Annotated in this window: 15 protein-coding genes; 14 read left to right on the top strand and 1 reads right to left on the bottom strand. The window is 73.4% G+C overall.

Annotated features, from left to right (window positions below):
- The 3 genes from EYB28_RS17020 to EYB28_RS17010 all read left to right on the top strand — a co-directional run.
- The coding region (locus tag EYB28_RS17020; protein ID WP_205710951.1) for a G5 domain-containing protein at positions 1–503 on the top strand (503 nt) is incomplete at its 5' end.
- 53 nt (positions 504–556) lie between these two features.
- Positions 557–1429: a 16S rRNA (adenine(1518)-N(6)/adenine(1519)-N(6))-dimethyltransferase RsmA gene (gene rsmA / locus EYB28_RS17015; RefSeq protein ID WP_166850315.1), complete on the top strand. Its 873-nt coding sequence runs from the start codon at positions 557–559 to the stop codon at positions 1427–1429.
- Positions 1426–2358: a 4-(cytidine 5'-diphospho)-2-C-methyl-D-erythritol kinase gene (locus EYB28_RS17010; protein ID WP_166850313.1), complete on the top strand. Its 933-nt coding sequence runs from the start codon at positions 1426–1428 to the stop codon at positions 2356–2358. The genes rsmA and EYB28_RS17010 overlap by 4 nt, the downstream gene beginning before the upstream one ends.
- 113 nt (positions 2359–2471) lie before the next feature.
- Here the strand turns inward: EYB28_RS17010 and EYB28_RS17005 are convergent, their stop codons facing one another.
- Positions 2472–3455: an acetylxylan esterase gene (locus tag EYB28_RS17005; RefSeq protein ID WP_166850310.1), complete on the bottom strand. Its 984-nt coding sequence runs from the start codon at positions 3453–3455 to the stop codon at positions 2472–2474.
- A 121-nt stretch (positions 3456–3576) separates the two neighbouring features.
- Between EYB28_RS17005 and EYB28_RS17000 the strand changes: the two genes are divergently transcribed.
- The 11 genes from EYB28_RS17000 (at position 3577) to EYB28_RS16950 (ending at position 18089) form a co-directional block, all read left to right on the top strand.
- Entirely contained in the window at positions 3577–4815 is a 1239-nt protein-coding gene (locus tag EYB28_RS17000; protein WP_240930610.1) for an ROK family protein, read from the top strand.
- A 137-nt stretch (positions 4816–4952) separates the two neighbouring features.
- The gene (locus EYB28_RS16995; protein ID WP_166850308.1) at positions 4953–6311 is read left to right on the top strand and encodes an ABC transporter substrate-binding protein; all 1359 of its coding nucleotides are present in this window, start codon (positions 4953–4955) and stop codon (positions 6309–6311) included.
- 3 nt (positions 6312–6314) lie between these two features.
- Positions 6315–7250, top strand: coding sequence for a carbohydrate ABC transporter permease (locus tag EYB28_RS16990; protein ID WP_370459493.1), 936 nt, complete (start codon positions 6315–6317; stop codon positions 7248–7250).
- Complete coding sequence (locus EYB28_RS16985; protein WP_166850306.1) at positions 7250–8155, top strand: carbohydrate ABC transporter permease; 906 nt, start codon at positions 7250–7252, stop codon at positions 8153–8155. Before EYB28_RS16990 ends, EYB28_RS16985 begins: the two co-directional genes overlap by 1 nt.
- Before the next feature lie 41 nt (positions 8156–8196).
- Positions 8197–11256 (top strand): glycoside hydrolase family 38 C-terminal domain-containing protein, encoded by a 3060-nt coding sequence (locus EYB28_RS16980; protein ID WP_166850305.1) that lies wholly within the window; start codon positions 8197–8199, stop codon positions 11254–11256.
- Positions 11257–11310: 54 nt separating this feature from the next.
- Positions 11311–12495 carry a glycoside hydrolase family 76 protein gene (locus EYB28_RS16975; protein WP_166850303.1) on the top strand — a complete coding sequence of 395 codons (1185 nt, stop codon included), beginning with the start codon at positions 11311–11313 and terminating at the stop codon, positions 12493–12495.
- Positions 12496–12556: 61 nt separating this feature from the next.
- The gene (locus tag EYB28_RS16970) at positions 12557–14545 is read left to right on the top strand and encodes an ABC-F family ATP-binding cassette domain-containing protein (RefSeq protein ID WP_166850301.1); all 1989 of its coding nucleotides are present in this window, start codon (positions 12557–12559) and stop codon (positions 14543–14545) included.
- Positions 14542–14997: an Lrp/AsnC family transcriptional regulator gene (locus EYB28_RS16965; RefSeq protein ID WP_166850300.1), complete on the top strand. Its 456-nt coding sequence runs from the start codon at positions 14542–14544 to the stop codon at positions 14995–14997. The genes EYB28_RS16970 and EYB28_RS16965 overlap by 4 nt, the downstream gene beginning before the upstream one ends.
- A gap of 58 nt (positions 14998–15055) precedes the next feature.
- On the top strand, positions 15056–16420 hold the full coding sequence (lat, locus tag EYB28_RS16960; protein ID WP_166850299.1) for an L-lysine 6-transaminase: 1365 nt from the start codon (positions 15056–15058) through the stop codon (positions 16418–16420).
- A gap of 149 nt (positions 16421–16569) precedes the next feature.
- The gene (locus EYB28_RS16955; protein ID WP_370459517.1) at positions 16570–17148 is read left to right on the top strand and encodes a SigE family RNA polymerase sigma factor; all 579 of its coding nucleotides are present in this window, start codon (positions 16570–16572) and stop codon (positions 17146–17148) included.
- On the top strand, positions 17145–18089 hold the full coding sequence (locus tag EYB28_RS16950) for a hypothetical protein (RefSeq protein WP_166850295.1): 945 nt from the start codon (positions 17145–17147) through the stop codon (positions 18087–18089). The genes EYB28_RS16955 and EYB28_RS16950 overlap by 4 nt, the downstream gene beginning before the upstream one ends.
- Positions 18090–18114: the final 25 nt, after the last annotated feature.

Genomic DNA, 18114 nt, shown 5'->3' with positions numbered 1-18114 from the left:
GCGAGCGCACCAAGGTCTTCCGCGTCACGACCGTGGACGGCGAGGTCGTGAAGAAGAAGAAGCTCTCCGACAAGGTGACCACCAAGCCGCTGGCCGAGATCCTGGTCGAGGGCACCAAGGAGCGCCCGGAGCCCGAGCCGGAGCCCGCCACGTCGAGCTCGTCGTCGTCCTCCGGCTCGTCGTCGTCCTCGACGACCTACTCCGGCTCGACCCGCGACATCGGCCGGCAGATGGCCGCCGCGCGTGGCTGGACCGGCTCCGAGTGGACGTGCCTCGAGGCGCTGTGGACCAAGGAGTCGGGCTGGAGCACCACCGCCCAGAACCCGTCGTCGGGGGCCTACGGCATCCCGCAGGCCCTGCCCGGCTCGAAGATGGGCACCGCCGGCTCTGACTGGCAGAGCAACCCGGCCACGCAGATCGAGTGGGGCCTGGACTACATCGCCGGCCGCTACGGGTCGCCGTGCGGGGCGTGGGGCCACTCGCAGTCGGTGGGCTGGTACTGACCGGACACCGGAGTGCCGGGGGGCCCGACCGGCCCTGCGGATAAACTCTGCGCATGACGAACACCCCTGGCGCCCTGCTCGGCCCTGCGGAGATCCGCGAGCTGGCAGGGCGCCTGGGCGTCCGGCCCACGAAGACGCTCGGGCAGAACTTCGTGCACGACGGCGGCACGGTCCGCAAGATCGTGCGCGCGGCGCGGCTCCGCCCGGGCGAACGCGTGGTGGAGATCGGCCCCGGGCTGGGGTCCCTGACGCTCGGCCTGCTCGAGGCGGGCTGCTCCGTCGTCGCCGTCGAGATCGACCCGGTGCTCGCCGGGCAGATTGCCGACACGGTGCGGGCGCACGCGCCCGAGGCCGACTTCGAGGTGGTCACGGCCGACGCGCTCGAGGTCCGCGAGCTGCCGGGCGAGGCCCCGACCGCGCTCGTGGCCAACCTGCCGTACAACGTCGCCGTCCCCGTGCTGCTGACGTTCCTCGAGCGCTTCGACTCCCTGGAGCGGGTCCTGGTGATGGTGCAGGCCGAGGTTGCCGACCGGCTGGCCGCGCCGCCCGGCTCGCGCACGTACGGGGTGCCGTCGGCCAAGGCCGCCTGGTACGCGGCGGCGCACCGGTCGTTCGACGTGAGCCGGCACGTCTTCTGGCCGGTGCCGAACGTGGACTCCGCCCTGGTGGCGCTGGAGCGCCGGGACCCGCCGTCGACGACGGCGACCCGCGAGGAGGTCTTCGCCGTCGTGGACGCCGCGTTCGCCCAGCGCCGCAAGACGCTGCGTGCCGCGCTCTCCGGCCTGTGCGGCTCCGGCCCCGCCGCCGAGGAGGCCCTGCGTGCCGCCGGCGTGGACCCCGGGCTGCGGGGCGAGCGCCTCGGGATCGCGGACTTCGCGCGGATCGCCGAGCACGTCCCCCTCCGCGCTGGCACGGTGGACACGTGACGCAGCTCGCCGCCGCCCCCACCCCGTCCGTGCGCGTGCGCGCCCCCGGCAAGGTGAACCTCTCCCTGCGGGTCGGCGCGCCCCAGGACGACGGGTACCACCCCCTCGTGACCATCTTCCAGGCGGTCGCGCTCGTGGAGGAGGTCACGGCCCGGCAGGTACCCGAGGGCGCCGGGGTGCAGCTCACCGTGGAGGGCCCGCAGTCCGAGCGTGTGCCGCTGGACGAGACGAACCTCGCGCACCGGGCCGCCGTCCTGCTCGCCGAGCGGGTCGGGGTCGCCGCCGACGTCGCGCTGCACCTCGCCAAGGGCGTGCCGGTCGCGGGCGGGATGGCCGGCGGCTCGGCGGACGCCGCCGCGACGCTGGTGGCGTGCGACGCCCTGTGGGCCACGGGCCTGAGCCGTGACGACCTGCTCGGCCTCGCCGCCGAGCTCGGCTCCGACGTGCCCTTCGCGCTGCTGGGGCACACCGCCGTCGGCACCGGCCGCGGGCACCTGCTCACCCCCGCCATGACGCGCGGAGAGTTCCACTGGGTCTTCGCCACCCGCGACGACGGGCTCTCCACGCCCGAGGTCTACGGCCGGTTCGACGAGCAGGCGGACGGCGCCCACGACCCGGAGCTCTCCGAGGACACCGCCCTCATGCAGGCGCTGCGGGCTGGTGACCCGCACGCGCTCGGCGCCGCCCTGCACAACGACCTGCAGGACGCGGCGCTGTCCCTGCGCCCCGACCTCGAGCGGACGCTGGACGTCGCCCGCGAGGCGGGGGCGCTCGGCGTGCTGGTCTCCGGCTCCGGGCCGTCGGTCGCCGCGCTCGCCCGCTCCCGGCAGCACGCCCTGGCGATCGCCGCGACGTGGACCGCCGAGGGTGCCGCCGACGCGGTCTGGTGCACGAGCGGTCCGGCGCCCGGGGCCCGCCTCCTCGCCTGACGCCATCCCCAAGGTGTTGTGGGCGCGAGTTTGGCGCTATCGACCCCGCCGATAGCGCCAAACTCACGCCCACAACGCCTTACCGGTTCCCCTCCCCGGCGGGCAGCGGCGGATCACACGTGCTTGCCGAACCAGGCCAGGGTCGGGGCGAAGCGGTACTCCTGGCCGCCCTCGTGCCCGTTGTACGGGTAGACGTCGATCTCCCGGGCGGCGGTGTCGCCGGTGTCCGCGCCCCACGCGTTGAAGGCGGCGTAGACGGTCGACGGCGGGCAGACGGCGTCCATCAGCGCCACCGAGAACAGGCCCGCGGCCCGCGCGCGGCGGGCGAAGGACGCCCCGTCCAGGTACGACAGGGTGCGCCACACGGCGTCGGCGTGCTCGCGGTGCACCGACAGGTACGTCGTGATCTCGCCGTAGGGCTTGGCGTCGGTGATCGCGACGGCCCGGCGGTAGTGGCACAGGAACGGCACGTTCGGCGCCGCCGCGGCGACGTCGGGCACGAGCCCCGCGACCGCGATCGCGATGCCGCCGCCCTGGCTGCCGCCCGTCACGGCCACCCGCGCCGGGTCGACGCCGTCGACCTGCCGCACGGCGTCCACCGCGCGCACGCCGTCGGTGAAGACGCGGCGGTAGTAGTGCTCCGCCGGGTCGAGGATGCCGCGGGTCAGGAAGCCGGGCGAGGCGGGCCCGCTGCCCACGGGGTCCGGGGTGTCGCCGCCCGAGCCCCAGCCCGAGCCCTGCCCGCGCGTGTCCATGACCAGGTGGGCGTACCCGGCCGCGGCGAGCCCGAGCCGCTCGTGCGGCAGCCCGCGCCCGCCCCCGTAGCCGAGGTACTCGACGACGGCGGGCAGCGGCCCCTCGGCGTGCGCGGGGCGCACGAGCCAGCCCTTCACGGGGTGCCCGTCGAAGCCCGGGAACGTCACGTCGTCCACGACCACCTGGGTCAGCCCGGTGTCGACCCGCTCCAGCACGGGCCCGGCGTCGTGCCCGCGCGCCTCGGCCACCGTGGCCGTCCAGAAGGCGTCGAAGTCGGCGGGCTCGTCGATCTCGGGCCGGTAGGTCTCGAGCTCGGCGACGGACAGGTCGAACTGGGCCATGGGTCCTCCGTGTCGTCGGGACCGCCCGCGTCGGCGCGGGCGGTGGACGGGTGCACTGTAGCGCCGGGCGCGCCGGGGATGGCTACCCTGACCCGCAGACGGACGAGCGGGAGGCGGCGGAGTGGGACGCGGGACGAACCTGCCGCGCGTGGGCGACTTCAACCAGCGTGTCGTGCTGGACCGGATCCGGCGCGCCGACGACGGCGTGAGCCGGGTCGAGCTCGCCGCGAGCACCGGACTGTCCCTGCAGACGATCTCGAACATCGTCTCCCGCCTGCTCGCGCGGCGGCTCGTGGTCGAGGGGGAGCGCCGGGTCGAGGGGCGCGGCAAGCCCCGCACGATGCTGCACCTGGACCCGCGGGGCGCGTACGCGCTCGGGGTGCACGTCGACCCCGTGGTCGTCACGGCGGTGCTCACCGACCTGGACGGCGAGGTCGTGAGTCGCCGTGCGCTCGCGACGCCGGCGGGGCCCGACGCGCTGGTGGCGGCCGTCGCGGACGGCGTGCGCGAGCTGCTCGCCGACGCCGGCGTGGACCGGGCGGACGTGCTCGGGCTCGGCGTGGCCGCGCCCGGACCGATCGACATGCCGTCGGGGCGCGTCATCCACCCGCCGCTGCTCGACGGGTGGGTCGACGTGCCGCTGCGCGACGCCCTCGCCGACGCGACGGGCCTGGAGGTGCTGCTGGAGAAGGACGTGACCGCCGCGATGGTCGCGGAGCTGTGGCGCGGCAACCGCATGCGCCAGGGCACGTCGCTGTTCTTCTACACGGGCTTCGGCGTCGGGGCGGCGGTGGCGCACGACGGCGAGGTGTTCGCGGGCACGTCGAGGAACGCGGGCGAGATCGGGCACCTCATCGTCGACAGCGACGGCCCGCGGTGCAGCTGCGGCAACCGGGGCTGCATCGGGAGGTGTGCCGCCCCGGACACGCTGGTCGACGAGGCGGTCGAGACGGGGATCCTGCCCGCGTCCACCGCACGGTCGACGCCGGCGGAGCTGGACGCGGCGCTCACCGAGGTCTGCCGGCTGGCGGCGGCGGGCCGGCCGGCGGCGGAGCGGGTGCTGCGGACCTCGGCCCGGCGCGTGGCGCGCGGGATCACGATCGTCGCGGACCTGCTCGACGCCGGCGTGGTCGTGTTCGGCGGGCCGAGCTGGGCGCGGCTCGCGCCGGTGTACGTGCCGGTGGTGCGCGCCGAGCTCGCCGCGCACGCCACGCTGCGCGAGATGCACCCGGTGGAGGTGCTCGGGTCGGCGGTGGGGGACGACGTCGGCGCGGTCGGGGCCGCGAGCCTCGTGCTGGACGACGCGTTCGCCCCGCGCCCGTCGGGCCTGGTGGGCCGCACGGGCGCCGTCCTGCCCTGACGCGGACCCGGCCGAGCCGCGGCGCGACCCTGATGAGCGGGAGCGGGCAGAGGGCTTGACACTATTAACTCCATTCGGTTGAGTTATTCGCGTCAGGCGGCCCGACCCGGGTCACGCACTGTGGGCAAAGGAGCACCATGCGACTGGCACGACCCCTGGCCGCGGGCACCGCGGCAGCAGCGCTCGCCCTCGTGACCGCCGCGTGCGGCTCGGGCACGGGCGGCGACGAGGGTGCGGCGACGATCAAGATCGCCTACCAGAAGTTCGGCAACTTCACGCAGGCCGACGAGCTCTTCACCGACGTCAAGGCGGAGTACGAGGCCGAGAACCCCGACGTCACGATCGAGCTCGTGCCGATCGAGGCCAGCCAGAACGACTACTTCACCAAGCTCGCGCTCATGCAGCGCTCGCCCAGCACCGCCCCGGACCTCATGTACGAGGACACGTTCATGATCAAGTCCGACGTCGAGGCCGGGTACCTGCTGCCGCTCGACGAGCACCTGGCCGGGTGGGACGAGTGGGACCAGTTCGTCGACACGGCCAAGCAGGCCGGGCTCGGCGACGACGGCAAGACGTACGGCGTCCCCATGGGCACCGACACCCGCGGGCTGTGGTTCAACTCCGAGGTGCTCGCGAAGGCCGGGCTGCCCGACGACTGGGCGCCCCAGACCTGGGACGACATCCTCGAAGCCGCCCGCGCGATCAAGGAGTCGGACCCGGACGTCATCCCGTTCAACATCTACTCGGGCAAGCCGATGGGCGAGGCCTCGACGATGCAGGGCTTCGAGATGCTGCTGTACGGCACGGGCGGCACCCTGTACGACGCCGACGCGCAGCAGTGGGTCGTCGGCTCGCAGGAGTTCGTCGACTCCCTGACGTTCCTCGAGACCGTGTACAGCGAGGGCCTGGCGCCGACGCCGCAGCAGGCGCTCGACCCGAACGTCGGCACCACCGTCGCCTCGGAGTGGCTGCCGAACGGCAAGCTCGGGATCGCGCTCGACGGGTCCTGGCAGGCCGGGACGTGGCTGGAGCAGGGCAACTCGCCCTGGCCGGAGTGGAGCGACGTCCTGGGCACGGCACCGATGCCGACCCAGCACGGGCAGGAGCCCGGCGCGGTGAGCATGTCCGGCGGCTGGACGATGGCGATCGGCGCGGGCACCGAGCACCCCGCCGTCGCCTTCGACGTGCTCACCCACGCCCTCGACAAGGAGAACTCGCTGCGGTTCGCGATCGACAACAGCCAGATCGCCGTCCGCGAGGACGTCGCCGCGGAGCCCTCGTACGCTGAGGCGAACCCGACCGTGCCGTTCTTCTCCGACCTCGTCGAGGTCACCCACTTCCGGCCCGCCACCTCCGACTACGCGCAGATCTCCAACGCCATCCAGGTGGCCATGGAGTCCGTGATGACCGGGCAGGCCACCCCCGCCGAGGCCGCGGCCACCTACGACCAGGCCGTCGTCGACCTCGTCGGCGCCGAGAACACCACGGAGGGCTGAGGCGTGACCACCCTCGCCCCCGCCCCCGCGGGGGCGAGGGGGCCGGAGCCCTCGGCACCCCGCCGCACCCACGTGCGGCGCGACGCCCGGCGCCTCGTCCCCCTCGTCCCGGCCGTGGTGCTGCTCGCCCTGTTCATGCTCGGCCCGGTCGTGTGGTCGTTCTACGGCTCGTTCACCAACGCCGCGCTGACCGGACCGGCCGCCGCGAACCCCGAGTTCGTCGGGCTCGAGAACTACGCGAACCTGCTCGCCGACCCCGACTTCCCGAAGTCGCTGTGGCTCACCGTGCTGTTCGTCATCGCCTCCGCGGTCGTCGGGCAGAACCTGCTCGGGCTCGGGCTGGCGATGCTCATGCGGTCCGCCGTCGGGCCCGTCCGCGCCGCCGTGTCCACGCTGGTGGTCGCCGCGTGGGTGCTGCCGGAGATCGTCGCCGCGTTCGCCGCCTACGCGTTCTTCCACGCCGACGGCACCCTCAACGCCCTGCTCGGCGGCGTCGGCATCGCCGGGCCCGACTGGCTCTTCGAGCACCCCATGCTCGCGGTGATCCTCGCCAACGTCTGGCGCGGCACCGCCTTCTCGATGATGGTCTACTCCGCCGCCATCGCCGAGGTGCCGCCGGAGATCACCGAGGCCGCGACGGTGGACGGCGCGTCCGCCGTCCAGCGACTCGTCTGGGTCACGCTGCCCACCATCCGGCGCAGCATCTCGACCAACCTCATGCTCACCACGCTGCAGACCCTGTCCGTCTTCACCCTCATCTACGTGATGACGGGCGGCGGGCCCGGCACCGACAGCTCCACGCTGCCGATCCTCGCCTACCAGGAGGCGTTCAAGTTCGCGCAGGTCGGGTACGGCACCGCGATCGCCACCGTGATGCTCGTCATCGGCGCCGTCTTCTCCGTGGTGTACATCCGCAGCCTCAAGCCGGAGGTGGACTGATGACGGCGACCTCGACGGCCCCGGCGACGCCGGCCGCCCCCATCGACCGCGGCCGCCCGCGCCGGCCGGCAGCGCTCGTCGCGCCCGGCCCGCGCGCCACGCGCTTGGCGGCCAACCTGGTGCTGGTCGTGGTGGGGCTGTGCTTCCTGCTGCCGCTCGGCTGGATCGTGCTCGCGTCCGTCGACGCGCAGGCCACCCTGACCGTCGGCCTCCCGGAAGCGCTCACGTTCGCCAACTTCAGCGCCGTGATGACCCCCGAGCAGACGTGGGTGCCGCTCGCGAACGCCTTCCTGCTCTCCGCCGGCTCCGGCCTCGTCACGGTGCTCGCCTCCGTGCTCGCGGCCTACCCGCTCTCGCGGTACCGGATGCGGTTCAACAAGCCGTTCCTGTACGCCGTGCTCTTCGGCACCTGCCTGCCCATCACCGCGATGATGGTGCCCGTCTACTCCCTGTTCGTGCGGCTCAACCTGCTCGACTCCCTGCCGGGGACCATCTTCTTCATGGCGGCCACCGCGCTGCCGATGGCCCTGTGGATGACGAAGAACTTCATGGACTCCGTGCCCGTCTCCCTGGAGGAGGCGGCCTGGACCGACGGCGCGTCGGCCATGACGACGCTGCGCCGGATCGTGCTGCCGCTGATGCGGCCGGGGATCGCCGTCGTGTTCATCTTCGTGTTCATCCAGGCGTGGGGGAACTTCTTCGTCCCCTTCGTGCTGCTGCTCTCGCCCGAGAAGCAGCCCGCCGCCGTGAGCATCTTCGCCTTCTTCGGCCAGTACGGGTCCGTCGCCTACGGCCAGCTCGCCGCCTACTCGATGCTCTACGCCCTGCCCGTGATCGGGCTGTACGTGCTCGTCTCGCGACTCTCCGGCTCCGGCTTCTCCCTCGCCGGAGCCGTCAAGGGCTGACGCCCGCCCTCCCCGCACACCACCACCCAGGAGCCTCCTCCATGCACGACACCACCGCCCGCACCACCGCACGACTCGAGCGGTTCGTCCGCGACTGGCTCGAGCCCGCCGTGCACCGCGAGCGACGCCCGCTCGACGTCACCGCCTGGACCGTCGGCGGGGAGCCGGTGCCGTTCGCCGAGGCCGCCGCCGCCACCTACGCGCCTCATGCGATCGGGGAGCCCTGGGGCCGCCCCTGGGACACCGTGTGGTTCCGCGTCACCGGCGCCGTGCCCGCCGAGTGGCGCGGCGAGGCGGCGCCGGCCGGCACCCGGGCCGAGCTCGTCGTCGACCTCGGCTTCACGGGCGCGGGCCCCGGCTTCCAGGCCGAGGGCACGGCGTGGACCACCGACGGCCGGATCATCAAGGCCGTCGAGCCCCGCAACCAGCACGTGCCGCTGGCGCCGGGTGGGGCGCTGGCCACGGACGGGACGATCGACCTCTTCGTGGAGGCAGCCGCCAATCCCGACGTGCCCGGCGGGGCGTGGACCCGCCCGACGCCGATGGGCGCCTGGGAGACGGCGGGGGACGCGCCGATCTACGCGCTGCGGACCATGCACGTCGCCCTCGTCGACGAGACCGTCACCGAGCTGCTCGCCGACGTGCGGGCGCTGTCGGGTCTGGTGCGGGTGCTGCCGCCCACCAGCCCCCGCGGCGCGGAGGTGCTCCGCGCGTGCGAGGACATGCTCGACGCCGTCGACCCGGACGACGTCGCGGGCACCGCCGCCGCAGGGCGGGCGGCGCTCGCGGGCGCCCTGGCGAGCCCGGCCACGCCGTCGGCGCACCGCGTGCACGCCGTCGGCCACGCCCACATCGACTCCGCCTGGCTGTGGCCCACCCGCGAGACCGTGCGCAAGTGCGCCCGCACGTTCTCGAACGTGCTGTCGTTGATGGACGAGGACCCGGACGTGCGCTTCGCGTGCTCCTCCGCGCAGCAGTACGCCTGGGTGCAGGAGCACTACCCGGAGCTGTTCGAGCGGATCCGTGAGCGGGTGCGCGAGGGGCGGTTCGTGCCGGTCGGGGGCATGTGGGTCGAGTCCGACACCAACATGCCCGGCGGCGAGGCGCTGGCCCGCCAGTTCGTCGAGGGCAAGCGGTACTTCATCGACGAGCTCGGCGTGGAGCCGACGGAGGTGTGGCTGCCGGACTCCTTCGGGTACACGGCCGCGCTGCCGCAGCTCACCCGCCTCGCCGGCAGCGAGAACTTCCTCACCCAGAAGATCTCCTGGAACGACACCAACACGATGCCGCACCACACGTTCTGGTGGGAGGGCATCGACGGCAGCCGCGTCTTCACGCACTTCCCGCCCGTGGACACGTACAACTCGGACCTGTCCGCCGAGGAGCTGGACCGCGCCGAGCGTCAGTACGCGGAGAAGGGCCGGGCCAACACGTCGCTCGCGCCCTTCGGGTACGGCGACGGCGGCGGCGGGCCCACCCGGGAGATGGTCGCCCAGGCGCGCCGGACCGCGGACCTCGAGGGCTCGCCGCGCGTCACGCTGTCCGACTCGCGGTCGTTCTTCGACGCGGCGCGCGCCGAGTACGCCGACCCGCCCACGTGGGTGGGGGAGATGTACCTCGAGTACCACCGCGGCACGTACACCTCGCAGGCGCGCACCAAGCGCGGCAACCGGCGCAGCGAGCACCTGCTGCGCGAGGCCGAGCTGTGGGCGGCGACGGCGACGGTGCGCACCGGCGCCGCGTACCCGGCCGAGCGCCTGCGGCGGCTGTGGCGCACGGTGCTGCTGCAGCAGTTCCACGACATCCTGCCGGGGTCGTCCATCGCCTGGGTGCACCGCGAGGCGGAGCGGAACTACGCTGCCGTCGCCGCCGAGCTGGAGGAGATCGTCGGCGGGGCGCTGGCGGCGCTGGTCGGCGAGGGCGACGCCGTCGTCGCCGTCAACAGCGGACCGTTCGCGCGCGCCGGCGTGCCGGGCGTCGGAGCCCGCGTGCTCGACGGGCCGCGGCAGGAGACCACCGTGGCGCCCGCGGCGGACGGCGCCGGCGGCTGGGTGCTGGACAACGAGGTCGTGCGCGTCGTCGTCGACGCCTCGGGACACGTCACCTCCGCCGTCGACCGCGCGAGCGGGCGCGAGGCGATCCTGCCCGGCGCCCGGGCGAACCTGCTCCAGCTGCACCGCGACATCCCCAACGAGTGGGAGGCGTGGGACATCGACGAGCACCACCGCCGCACCACCACCGACCTGGACGATCCGGCGAAGATCGAGACCGTCGCCACGACGGCGGGCCCGGCGCTGCGCGTCGTCCGCGAGGTGGGCAGCTCCCGCGTCGAGCAGGACCTCGCGCTGCCCGTCGACGGGCGCGCGCTGCGTATCACCACCCGGGTCGACTGGCACGAGCGGCAGAAGCTGCTCAAGCTCGCGTTCCCGCTCGACGTGCACGCCGACCGGGCGACCTCGGAGATCCAGTTCGGGCACGTGCACCGGCCCGTCCACACCAACACGTCGTGGGACCACGCCCGGTTCGAGACCGTCGCCCACCGGTGGGTGCACGTCGGCGAGCCCGGCTTCGGCGTCGCCGTCGCGAACGACTCCACCTACGGGCACGACATCACCGCCACCCGCGTCGACGACACCCGGGCCGGGCGCGACTCCGCCACCGGCACCACCGTGCGGCTCTCGCTGCTGCGCGCCCCGAAGTTCCCCGACCCCGACGCCGACCAGGGGGAGCACGAGCTGCGCTGCGAGCTCGTCGTCGGCGCCGGCATCGACGACGCGATCCGGCACGGCTACGCGCTCAACCTGCCCGAGCGGACCGTCACCGGGGCCCGGGGCGTCGAGCCGCTCGTGACGGTGGACGACGACGCCGTGGTGGTCGAGGCCGTCAAGCTCGCCGAGGACGGCAGCGGCGACGTCGTGCTGCGCCTCTACGAGAGCCGCGGCGGGCGGGCACGGGCACGCGTCTCCCTCGGCTTCGCGCACCGCGACGTCGAGGTCACCGACCTGCTGGAGCGCACCCTCGGCGCCGCCGAGCAGGACGGGGGCGACGTTCTCGTGGACCTCACCGGGTTCCAGGTCCTCACGCTGCGCGTGCGGCGCTGACCCGCGAGACCGACCGAGCACCACCCGAGCACCACCCGAGCGAAGGAGAGAACGATGAGGTTCACCAGAGCCGTCGGGAGCCTCGCCGCCCTGGCGTGCGTCGTCGGGGCCGCCGGCCCCGCCGCCGCCGAGGGCGACGGCCACGGGCCCGACGACACCCCGCGCACCCAGGTGCAGCGCGCCGTCGCCAGCTACGACGCCATGCAGCGGTACATGTCCGCCGACGACGGCTCCGGCCTGTACCGTGAGAGGTACCCCAGCGGCGCCGAGGACCGCGACTACTCCTTCGAGTGGCCGCACTCCCAGGCGCACGTCGCGGCCCTGGACCTCACCGGGCTGCCCGGGGCGCTCGGGCGGTCGTTCGAGGACGACCTCGCCGACGCCGCCCGCGGCCAGGAGCACTTCTGGAACGCCGGCGGCGGCACCACCGGCCTGCCCGGCTACGACTCGTACCCGCGGGCGCCGTACGGCGACGGCGGCGACATGTTCTACGACGACAACGAGTGGGTCGCCCTCGCGAAGGTGCAGCAGCACCTCGCCACCGGCGACGCCGCGGCGCTCGACCGGGCGAAGGAGATCTTCGAGCTCGTCGTCTCCGGGTGGGACACCGACCCGGACCACCCCGCCCCGGGCGGCGTCTTCTGGACGCAGGCCGACTGGAGCACCGACCGCAACACCGTCTCCACCATGCCCGGCGCCCAGCTCGCCACCCGCCTGTTCATGATCACCGGCGAGCAGCGCTACCTCGACTGGGCGCTGCGGATGGTGGAGTGGACCGACGAGCACCTGCTGGCCCCGAACGGCCTGTACTGGGACAACATCAAGCTCGACGGGTCGATCGACCGCACGCAGTGGTCGTACAACCAGGGCGTTCCCGTGGGCACCTACACCCTGCTGTACCAGGCCACCGGCGACCAGCAGTACCTGGACAAGGCGGAGGCGATCGCGGAGGCGTCGTACCGGCACTACGTCACCGAGGGGCGGCTCGACGACCAGCCGATGTTCTTCAACTCCATCTGGTTCAAGAACCTGCTGCTGCTGGAGTCCGTCACCGGCGCCACCACGTACCGGCACGCCATGGCGGACTACGCCGACCACCAGTGGGACTCCGAGCGCGACCCCGCCACCGGGCTGTTCACCGCCGGGAACGAGCACACCGAGCTGCTGGAGCAGGCCGCCATGGTGCAGATCTACGCCACCCTCGCCTGGCCACGCTCGACGACGTCCATCCTGTACTGACCTGACCTGACCTGACCTGCACCGGGGCCGTCGGCGCCCGGGAGATGACTACCCTCGTGGCGTGGCACATCTCCTCGGCGCCGACGGCATCGCGCTGACCATCGGCACCCGCACCCTCCTGCACGACGTCTCCCTCGGCCTCGACGACGGCGACCGCATCGGCGTCGTCGGCCCCAACGGTGCCGGCAAGTCCACGCTGCTGCGCCTGCTCGCCGGCACCCAGGCGCCCGACGCGGGCCGCGTCACCCGCGTCGGCGGGTCCCGCCTCGGCATGCTCGTCCAGCGCGACGTGGACGACGACGCCGCCACGATCCGCGACCTCGTGCACGGGGACGACGCCACCCACGAGTGGGCGTCCGACGCCCGCATCCGCTCCGTGCACGCCAGCCTGCTCGCCGACCTCGACCTCGACCAGCCCGCGTCCACACTCTCCGGCGGGCAGCGGCGCCGCGTCGCCCTCGCCGCGCTGCTCGTCGAGGACCCCGACGTCCTGCTGCTCGACGAGCCCACCAACCACCTCGACGTCGAGGGCGTCGCCTGGCTCGCCGAGGACCTCACGCAGCGGTACGGGCGCCCCGGCGCCACCGGGGCGCTCGTCGTCGTCACCCACGACCGCTGGTTCCTCGACGCCGTCTGCTCCCGCACCTGGGAGGTGCGCGGCGACGGCACCGGCGCCGTCGACGGGTACGACGGCGGGTACGCCGCCTACATCCTCGCCCGCGCCGAACGCGCCCGGCAGGCCGCCCAGGCCGCCGAGAAGCGCAACAACCTGCTGCGCAAGGAGCTCGCCTGGCTCAAGCGCGGGGCACCCGCCCGCACCTCCAAGCCCAAGTTCCGCATCGACGCCGCCCAGGCGCTCATCGCCGACGAGCCGCCGCCCCGCGACACCCTCGAGCTCACCCAGATGGCCACCCGCCGCCTCGGCAAGGACGTGCTCGACCTCGAGGACGTCACCGTCACCGTGCCCGCCCGCGACGGGCACGAGGCGGGCCCGCGCGACGCCGACGGCCGCCGCGTCCTCCTCGACGACGTCACCTGGCGGCTCGGCCCCGGCGACCGGTACGGCGTCGTCGGCGTCAACGGCGCCGGCAAGACCACCCTGCTGTCGCTGCTCGCCGGACGCCGCGAGCCCGACGCCGGCCGCGTGCGCCGCGGCAAGACCGTCGAGGTCGCCGAGCTCACCCAGGACGTCGGCGAGCTCGACGACGTCGGCCACCTCACGGCCGTCCAGGTCGTCGACCGCGAGAAGCGCACCGTCGTCGTCGACGGCAAGGAGCTCACCGCCGGGCAGCTCACCGAACGGCTCGGCTTCACCCGCGAGCGCGCCCACACCATCGTGCGCGACCTGTCCGGCGGCGAGCGCCGCCGCCTCCAGCTGCTGCGGCTCCTCGTCTCCGAGCCCAACGTGCTGCTGCTCGACGAGCCCACCAACGACCTCGACACCGACACCCTCGCCGCCGTCGAGGACCTGCTCGACGGGTGGCCCGGCACGCTCATCGTCGTCTCGCACGACCGGTACCTGCTGGAGCGGGTGTGCGACCGGCAGTGGGCGCTGCTGGGCGACGGGGCGCTGCGAGACCTGCCGGGCGGGGTCGAGCAGTACCTCTCTCTGCGGCGTGCTGGGGCTGGAGCGGCGGGCTCGAAGGAGTCCTTGTCGCGAGGCGTCCATCCGCGCCCTCGTTCCTCGGGCGCTCCCGCCAGTCCCATCCAGCCTCTCGACAAGGACTCCTTCGAGCCCGCCTCGGGGTCGTCCGTCGCGGTTGCTGGGGGTTCCTCGTCAGCCCCGGCGGGTGCCGCAGCGCCGTCGCCGGGTGGGGAGAGTCAGAAGGCGACGGCGGCGGAGACGCGGGCGGCGAGGAAGGAGCTGCAGCGGGTCGAGCGGCGGCTGACGAAGATCGCCGACGAGGAGAAGCGGCTGCACGACGAGATGGCGGCGGACCCGACGGACTACGAGGGCGTCGCCGCGCTCGACGCGCGGCTGCGCGAGCTCGTCGCCGAGAAGGAGGAGCTGGAGATGGCGTGGCTCGAGGCGGCGGAGGTGGCCGGATGAGCGGCGACGGGCTGGACGGCGTCGACCGGACGATCGTGCAGGCGCTGCGGGCCGACGGGCGGGCCACGCTCGCCACGCTCGCGGAGGCGTCCGGGCTGTCGCAGTCCGCCGTGCAGGCGCGGGTGCGCAAGCTCGAGGCGCGCGGTGTGATCACCGGATACCGCGCCGTCGTCGACCCCGAGACGGTCGGGCTGCCCATCACCGCGTACGTGGAGATCACGCCGCTCGACCAGTCGCAGGCCGACGACGCGCCCGAGCGGCTCCGCGACATCGAGGGGATCGAGGCCTGCTGGTCCGTCGCCGGGGCGTCCAACTACCTGCTGCTGGTCCGCGTGCCCTCGCCCAGCGCCCTGGAGGACCTGCTCGGGCGCATCCGGCGCGAGGCCGGCGTGTCCACCCGCTCGACGATCGTGCTGCGCACCTACTTCGAGGGGCGCCCCGTCCTGCCGTGACGCAAGATTCTCCGGTGTAACCCTGGTGGCGCCGGACAATCTCTCCTATGGTCAAGGCATGACCGAGACAATCTCTCAGCCCACAGCCCCCAGCGTCGGTGGCTCGATCGAGGCCACCGCCGTCCTCGAGTCGCTGCGCGAGCACATGCTCGTCGACGGGTTCGACCTCGTGCTCGACCTCGACGCCTCGCACGGCTCGACCCTCGTCGATGCCCGCGACGGCACCGAGTGGACGGACCTGTTCACCTTCTTCGCGTCCAACGCCCTGGGCATGAACCACCCCCGGCTCGCCGCCGACGCCGCGTTCCGCGCCGAGCTGGCGCGCGCCGCCGTCAACAAGCCGTCCAACTCCGACGTCTACACGGTCGAGCTGGCGCGCTTCGTCGACACGTTCTCCCGCGTCCTCGGCGACCCCGCCCTGCCGCACCTGTTCCTCGTCGACGGCGGCGCGCTCGCCGTCGAGAACGCGCTCAAGGTCGCGTTCGACTGGAAGTCGCGCCACAACGAGGCGCACGGCCGCTCGCCCGAGCTCGGCACGAAGGTGCTGCACCTCAAGCACGCGTTCCACGGCCGCTCCGGCTACACCATGTCCCTGACCAACACCGAGCCCGGCAAGGTCGCCCGGTTCCCGAAGTTCGACTGGCCGCGCATCACCTCCCCGTACCCGGGGCACGACGCCGACGGCGCGCCCCGCGACGTCGAGGCGCTCGAGGCGAGGGCGCTCGCCGAGGCGCGGGCCGCCTTCGAGGCGCACCCGCACGACATCGCCTGCTTCGTCGCCGAGCCCATCCAGGGCGAGGGCGGCGACCACCACCTGCGCCCGGAGTTCCTGCAGGCCATGCAGGCCCTGTGCCACGAGCACGACGCCCTGTTCGTGCTCGACGAGGTGCAGACGGGCGGCGGGTTCACCGGAACCGCCTGGGCGTACCAGCAGCTCGGCGTGCAGCCCGACGTCGTCGCGTTCGGCAAGAAGCTGCAGGTCTGCGGCGTCATGGCCGGCGGCCGCGTCGACGAGGTCGGCGACAACGTCTTCCACATCTCCTCGCGCATCAACTCCACCTGGGGCGGCAACCTCGTCGACATGGTGCGCTCGCGCCGCATCCTCGAGGTCTACGAGGCGGACGGCCTCGTCGAGCGTGCCGGGCGCGTCGGCGCAGGCCTGCTCGCCCGCCTGGAGAAGCTCGCCGCCGCGCATCCCGGCGTCGTCACCGACCCGCGCGGCCGCGGCCTCATGTGCGCGGTCTCCCTGCCGTCGCGGGAGGTGCGCGACGCGGTGGTCGCCGGGATGCACGCCGAGCACGTGCTCATGCTCGGCTGCGGCGAACGCTCCGTGCGCTTCCGCCCGGCCCTCACCGTGGAGGAGAACGTGCTCGACCACGCCGTCGCCGTGCTCGACCGGGTCGTGAACCGCGTCGCTTCCTGACTGCTGGTTCGGCATTCCGTCCCCGGGTCGGCACGAATGTGTGCCGACCCGGGGACGGAATGCCGAACCGAGACTGTCTCGAAGCAGCAGCTCTCGTAGCCACTCAACCTTCGGGCCCGCGCGGACGTGTACAACACATGACCGTGACGATGACAGCGGCGGACGCCGCCGACCCTCCCGACGACGCGGGCTTCCGCGTCGTGCGGGTGGGCACCTCTTACGAGGAGGAGTTCACCGCCTTCATGCGCGACGCCGCGCCGGCGCTCGCGCGCACGGCCTGGCTGCTGTGCGGCGACGAGCACCTCGCGGACGAGCTCGTGCAGCAGGCGCTCACCCGCACCTTCCTGTCGTGGCGCAAGGCCCGCGAGCGCGATCCCCTGGCCTACGCGCGCCGGACCCTGGCGAACCTGCGCATCGACCACTGGCGCCGGCGGCGCCGCGAGGTGCTCACCGAGCCGACGGCGCTGCCCGAGGGCGCGGAGCGCAGGAGCGCGGCCGAGCACCACGCCGAGCGGGACCAGCTCGTGCGGGCGCTCGCGACGCTCAGCACCCGTCAGCGTCGAATCGTGGTGCTGCGGCACCTCGTGGGGCTCACCGAGCGCGAGGTCGCCCGCGACCTCGGCGTGTCGCTCGGCACGGTCAAGTCCACCGCCTCGCGCGGGCTCGCCCAGCTGCGGTCCGTGCTCGGAGCGGCCGACGACGGTTCCGACCAGGGAGGCGCACGATGACGCACCGCACGAACGACGAGGACTTCGCGCGCGAGCTGCGCGCGCACATCGACACCGTCGGACCCGAGATCGCCGTCGACCTCGACGCCGTCGTCCCCCGGGCGCGACGGCGGCGGGTGCGGCGCGTCGTCGTCACGGGCCTCGCGTCGGTCGGGGTCGTGGCGCTTGCCGCCACCTGGGCGGTGAGCGCCGAGCCGTGGGTCCGGCCGGCGCAGGTACAGCCCGCGGGCCCGGTGATGGCGACCGACGACTCCGAGAAGGCCGAGGAGCCCGCGCCGCACGTGTCCGTCGCACCCGGCTGGCCCGAGGGGAAGTACTGGTACGTCGAGTCGAATCATCAGGAGCGCGGTGACGACACGGTGGCCTTCGAGCAGAGCTGGAGCGGCCACGACGATCCAGGACTCCACATCCAGAACCAGAACGTCGACGACGCCTGGGCGAAGGGTCCGTCGGCCTGGGGCAGTCTGAAGATCGACGGCGAGTGGGTGTTGATCGGTTGGGACGAGCTCTACGAGCTCCCGACGAGTGCACCGCGGCTGCGCGAGATCCTGTTCGACAGCGTCCGGCCTGACAGGGGGGCCGGCACGCCCGAAGACAAGGTGTTCGAGATGGCAGCCGAACTGCTTCGTGAGAGCCCTGCACCGCCGGCGCTTCGAGATGCCGTCTGGCAGGTGATGAGCGAGCTCTCGGTGACGACGCTCGAGGTCGGGAGCGACTCGACGGGACGGCCCGGTGAGGTTCTCGACCATGTCGTGGACGGACGGACCGGCGAGCGCTACGTGTACGACGTCGTCGAGCGTCGGCTTCTCGAGCAGTGGTACTTCGACACCGAGGGTGAGTGGGTGGGTCGAGAGACGTACGTGACGGAGCGCACGGCGGGCGACACCCCCATCGAGCCGACGTTGGAGATGGCCGGCTGCGCGAGGTGGGAGAACTGTTGACGGAGCCGTCTGAGCCGGGACTCCG

The organism is Isoptericola sp. BMS4 (assembly GCF_011634835.1).
GTDB lineage: Bacteria > Actinomycetota > Actinomycetes > Actinomycetales > Cellulomonadaceae > Isoptericola.
This window is presented reverse-complemented; position numbering and strand designations above follow the sequence as displayed.

Coding starts and splice junctions, on each gene's coding strand:
- EYB28_RS16985 (WP_166850306.1), top strand. CDS start 7,250: ATGACGGCGACCTCGACGGCCCCGGCGACGCCGGCCGCCCCCATCGAC.
- lat (WP_166850299.1), top strand. CDS start 15,056: ATGACCGAGACAATCTCTCAGCCCACAGCCCCCAGCGTCGGTGGCTCG.
- EYB28_RS16975 (WP_166850303.1), top strand. CDS start 11,311: ATGAGGTTCACCAGAGCCGTCGGGAGCCTCGCCGCCCTGGCGTGCGTC.
- EYB28_RS16950 (WP_166850295.1), top strand. CDS start 17,145: ATGACGCACCGCACGAACGACGAGGACTTCGCGCGCGAGCTGCGCGCG.
- EYB28_RS16995 (WP_166850308.1), top strand. CDS start 4,953: ATGCGACTGGCACGACCCCTGGCCGCGGGCACCGCGGCAGCAGCGCTC.
- rsmA (WP_166850315.1), top strand. CDS start 557: ATGACGAACACCCCTGGCGCCCTGCTCGGCCCTGCGGAGATCCGCGAG.
- EYB28_RS17005 (WP_166850310.1), bottom strand. CDS start 3,455: ATGGCCCAGTTCGACCTGTCCGTCGCCGAGCTCGAGACCTACCGGCCC.
- EYB28_RS16965 (WP_166850300.1), top strand. CDS start 14,542: ATGAGCGGCGACGGGCTGGACGGCGTCGACCGGACGATCGTGCAGGCG.
- EYB28_RS16980 (WP_166850305.1), top strand. CDS start 8,197: ATGCACGACACCACCGCCCGCACCACCGCACGACTCGAGCGGTTCGTC.
- EYB28_RS16955 (WP_370459517.1), top strand. CDS start 16,570: ATGACAGCGGCGGACGCCGCCGACCCTCCCGACGACGCGGGCTTCCGC.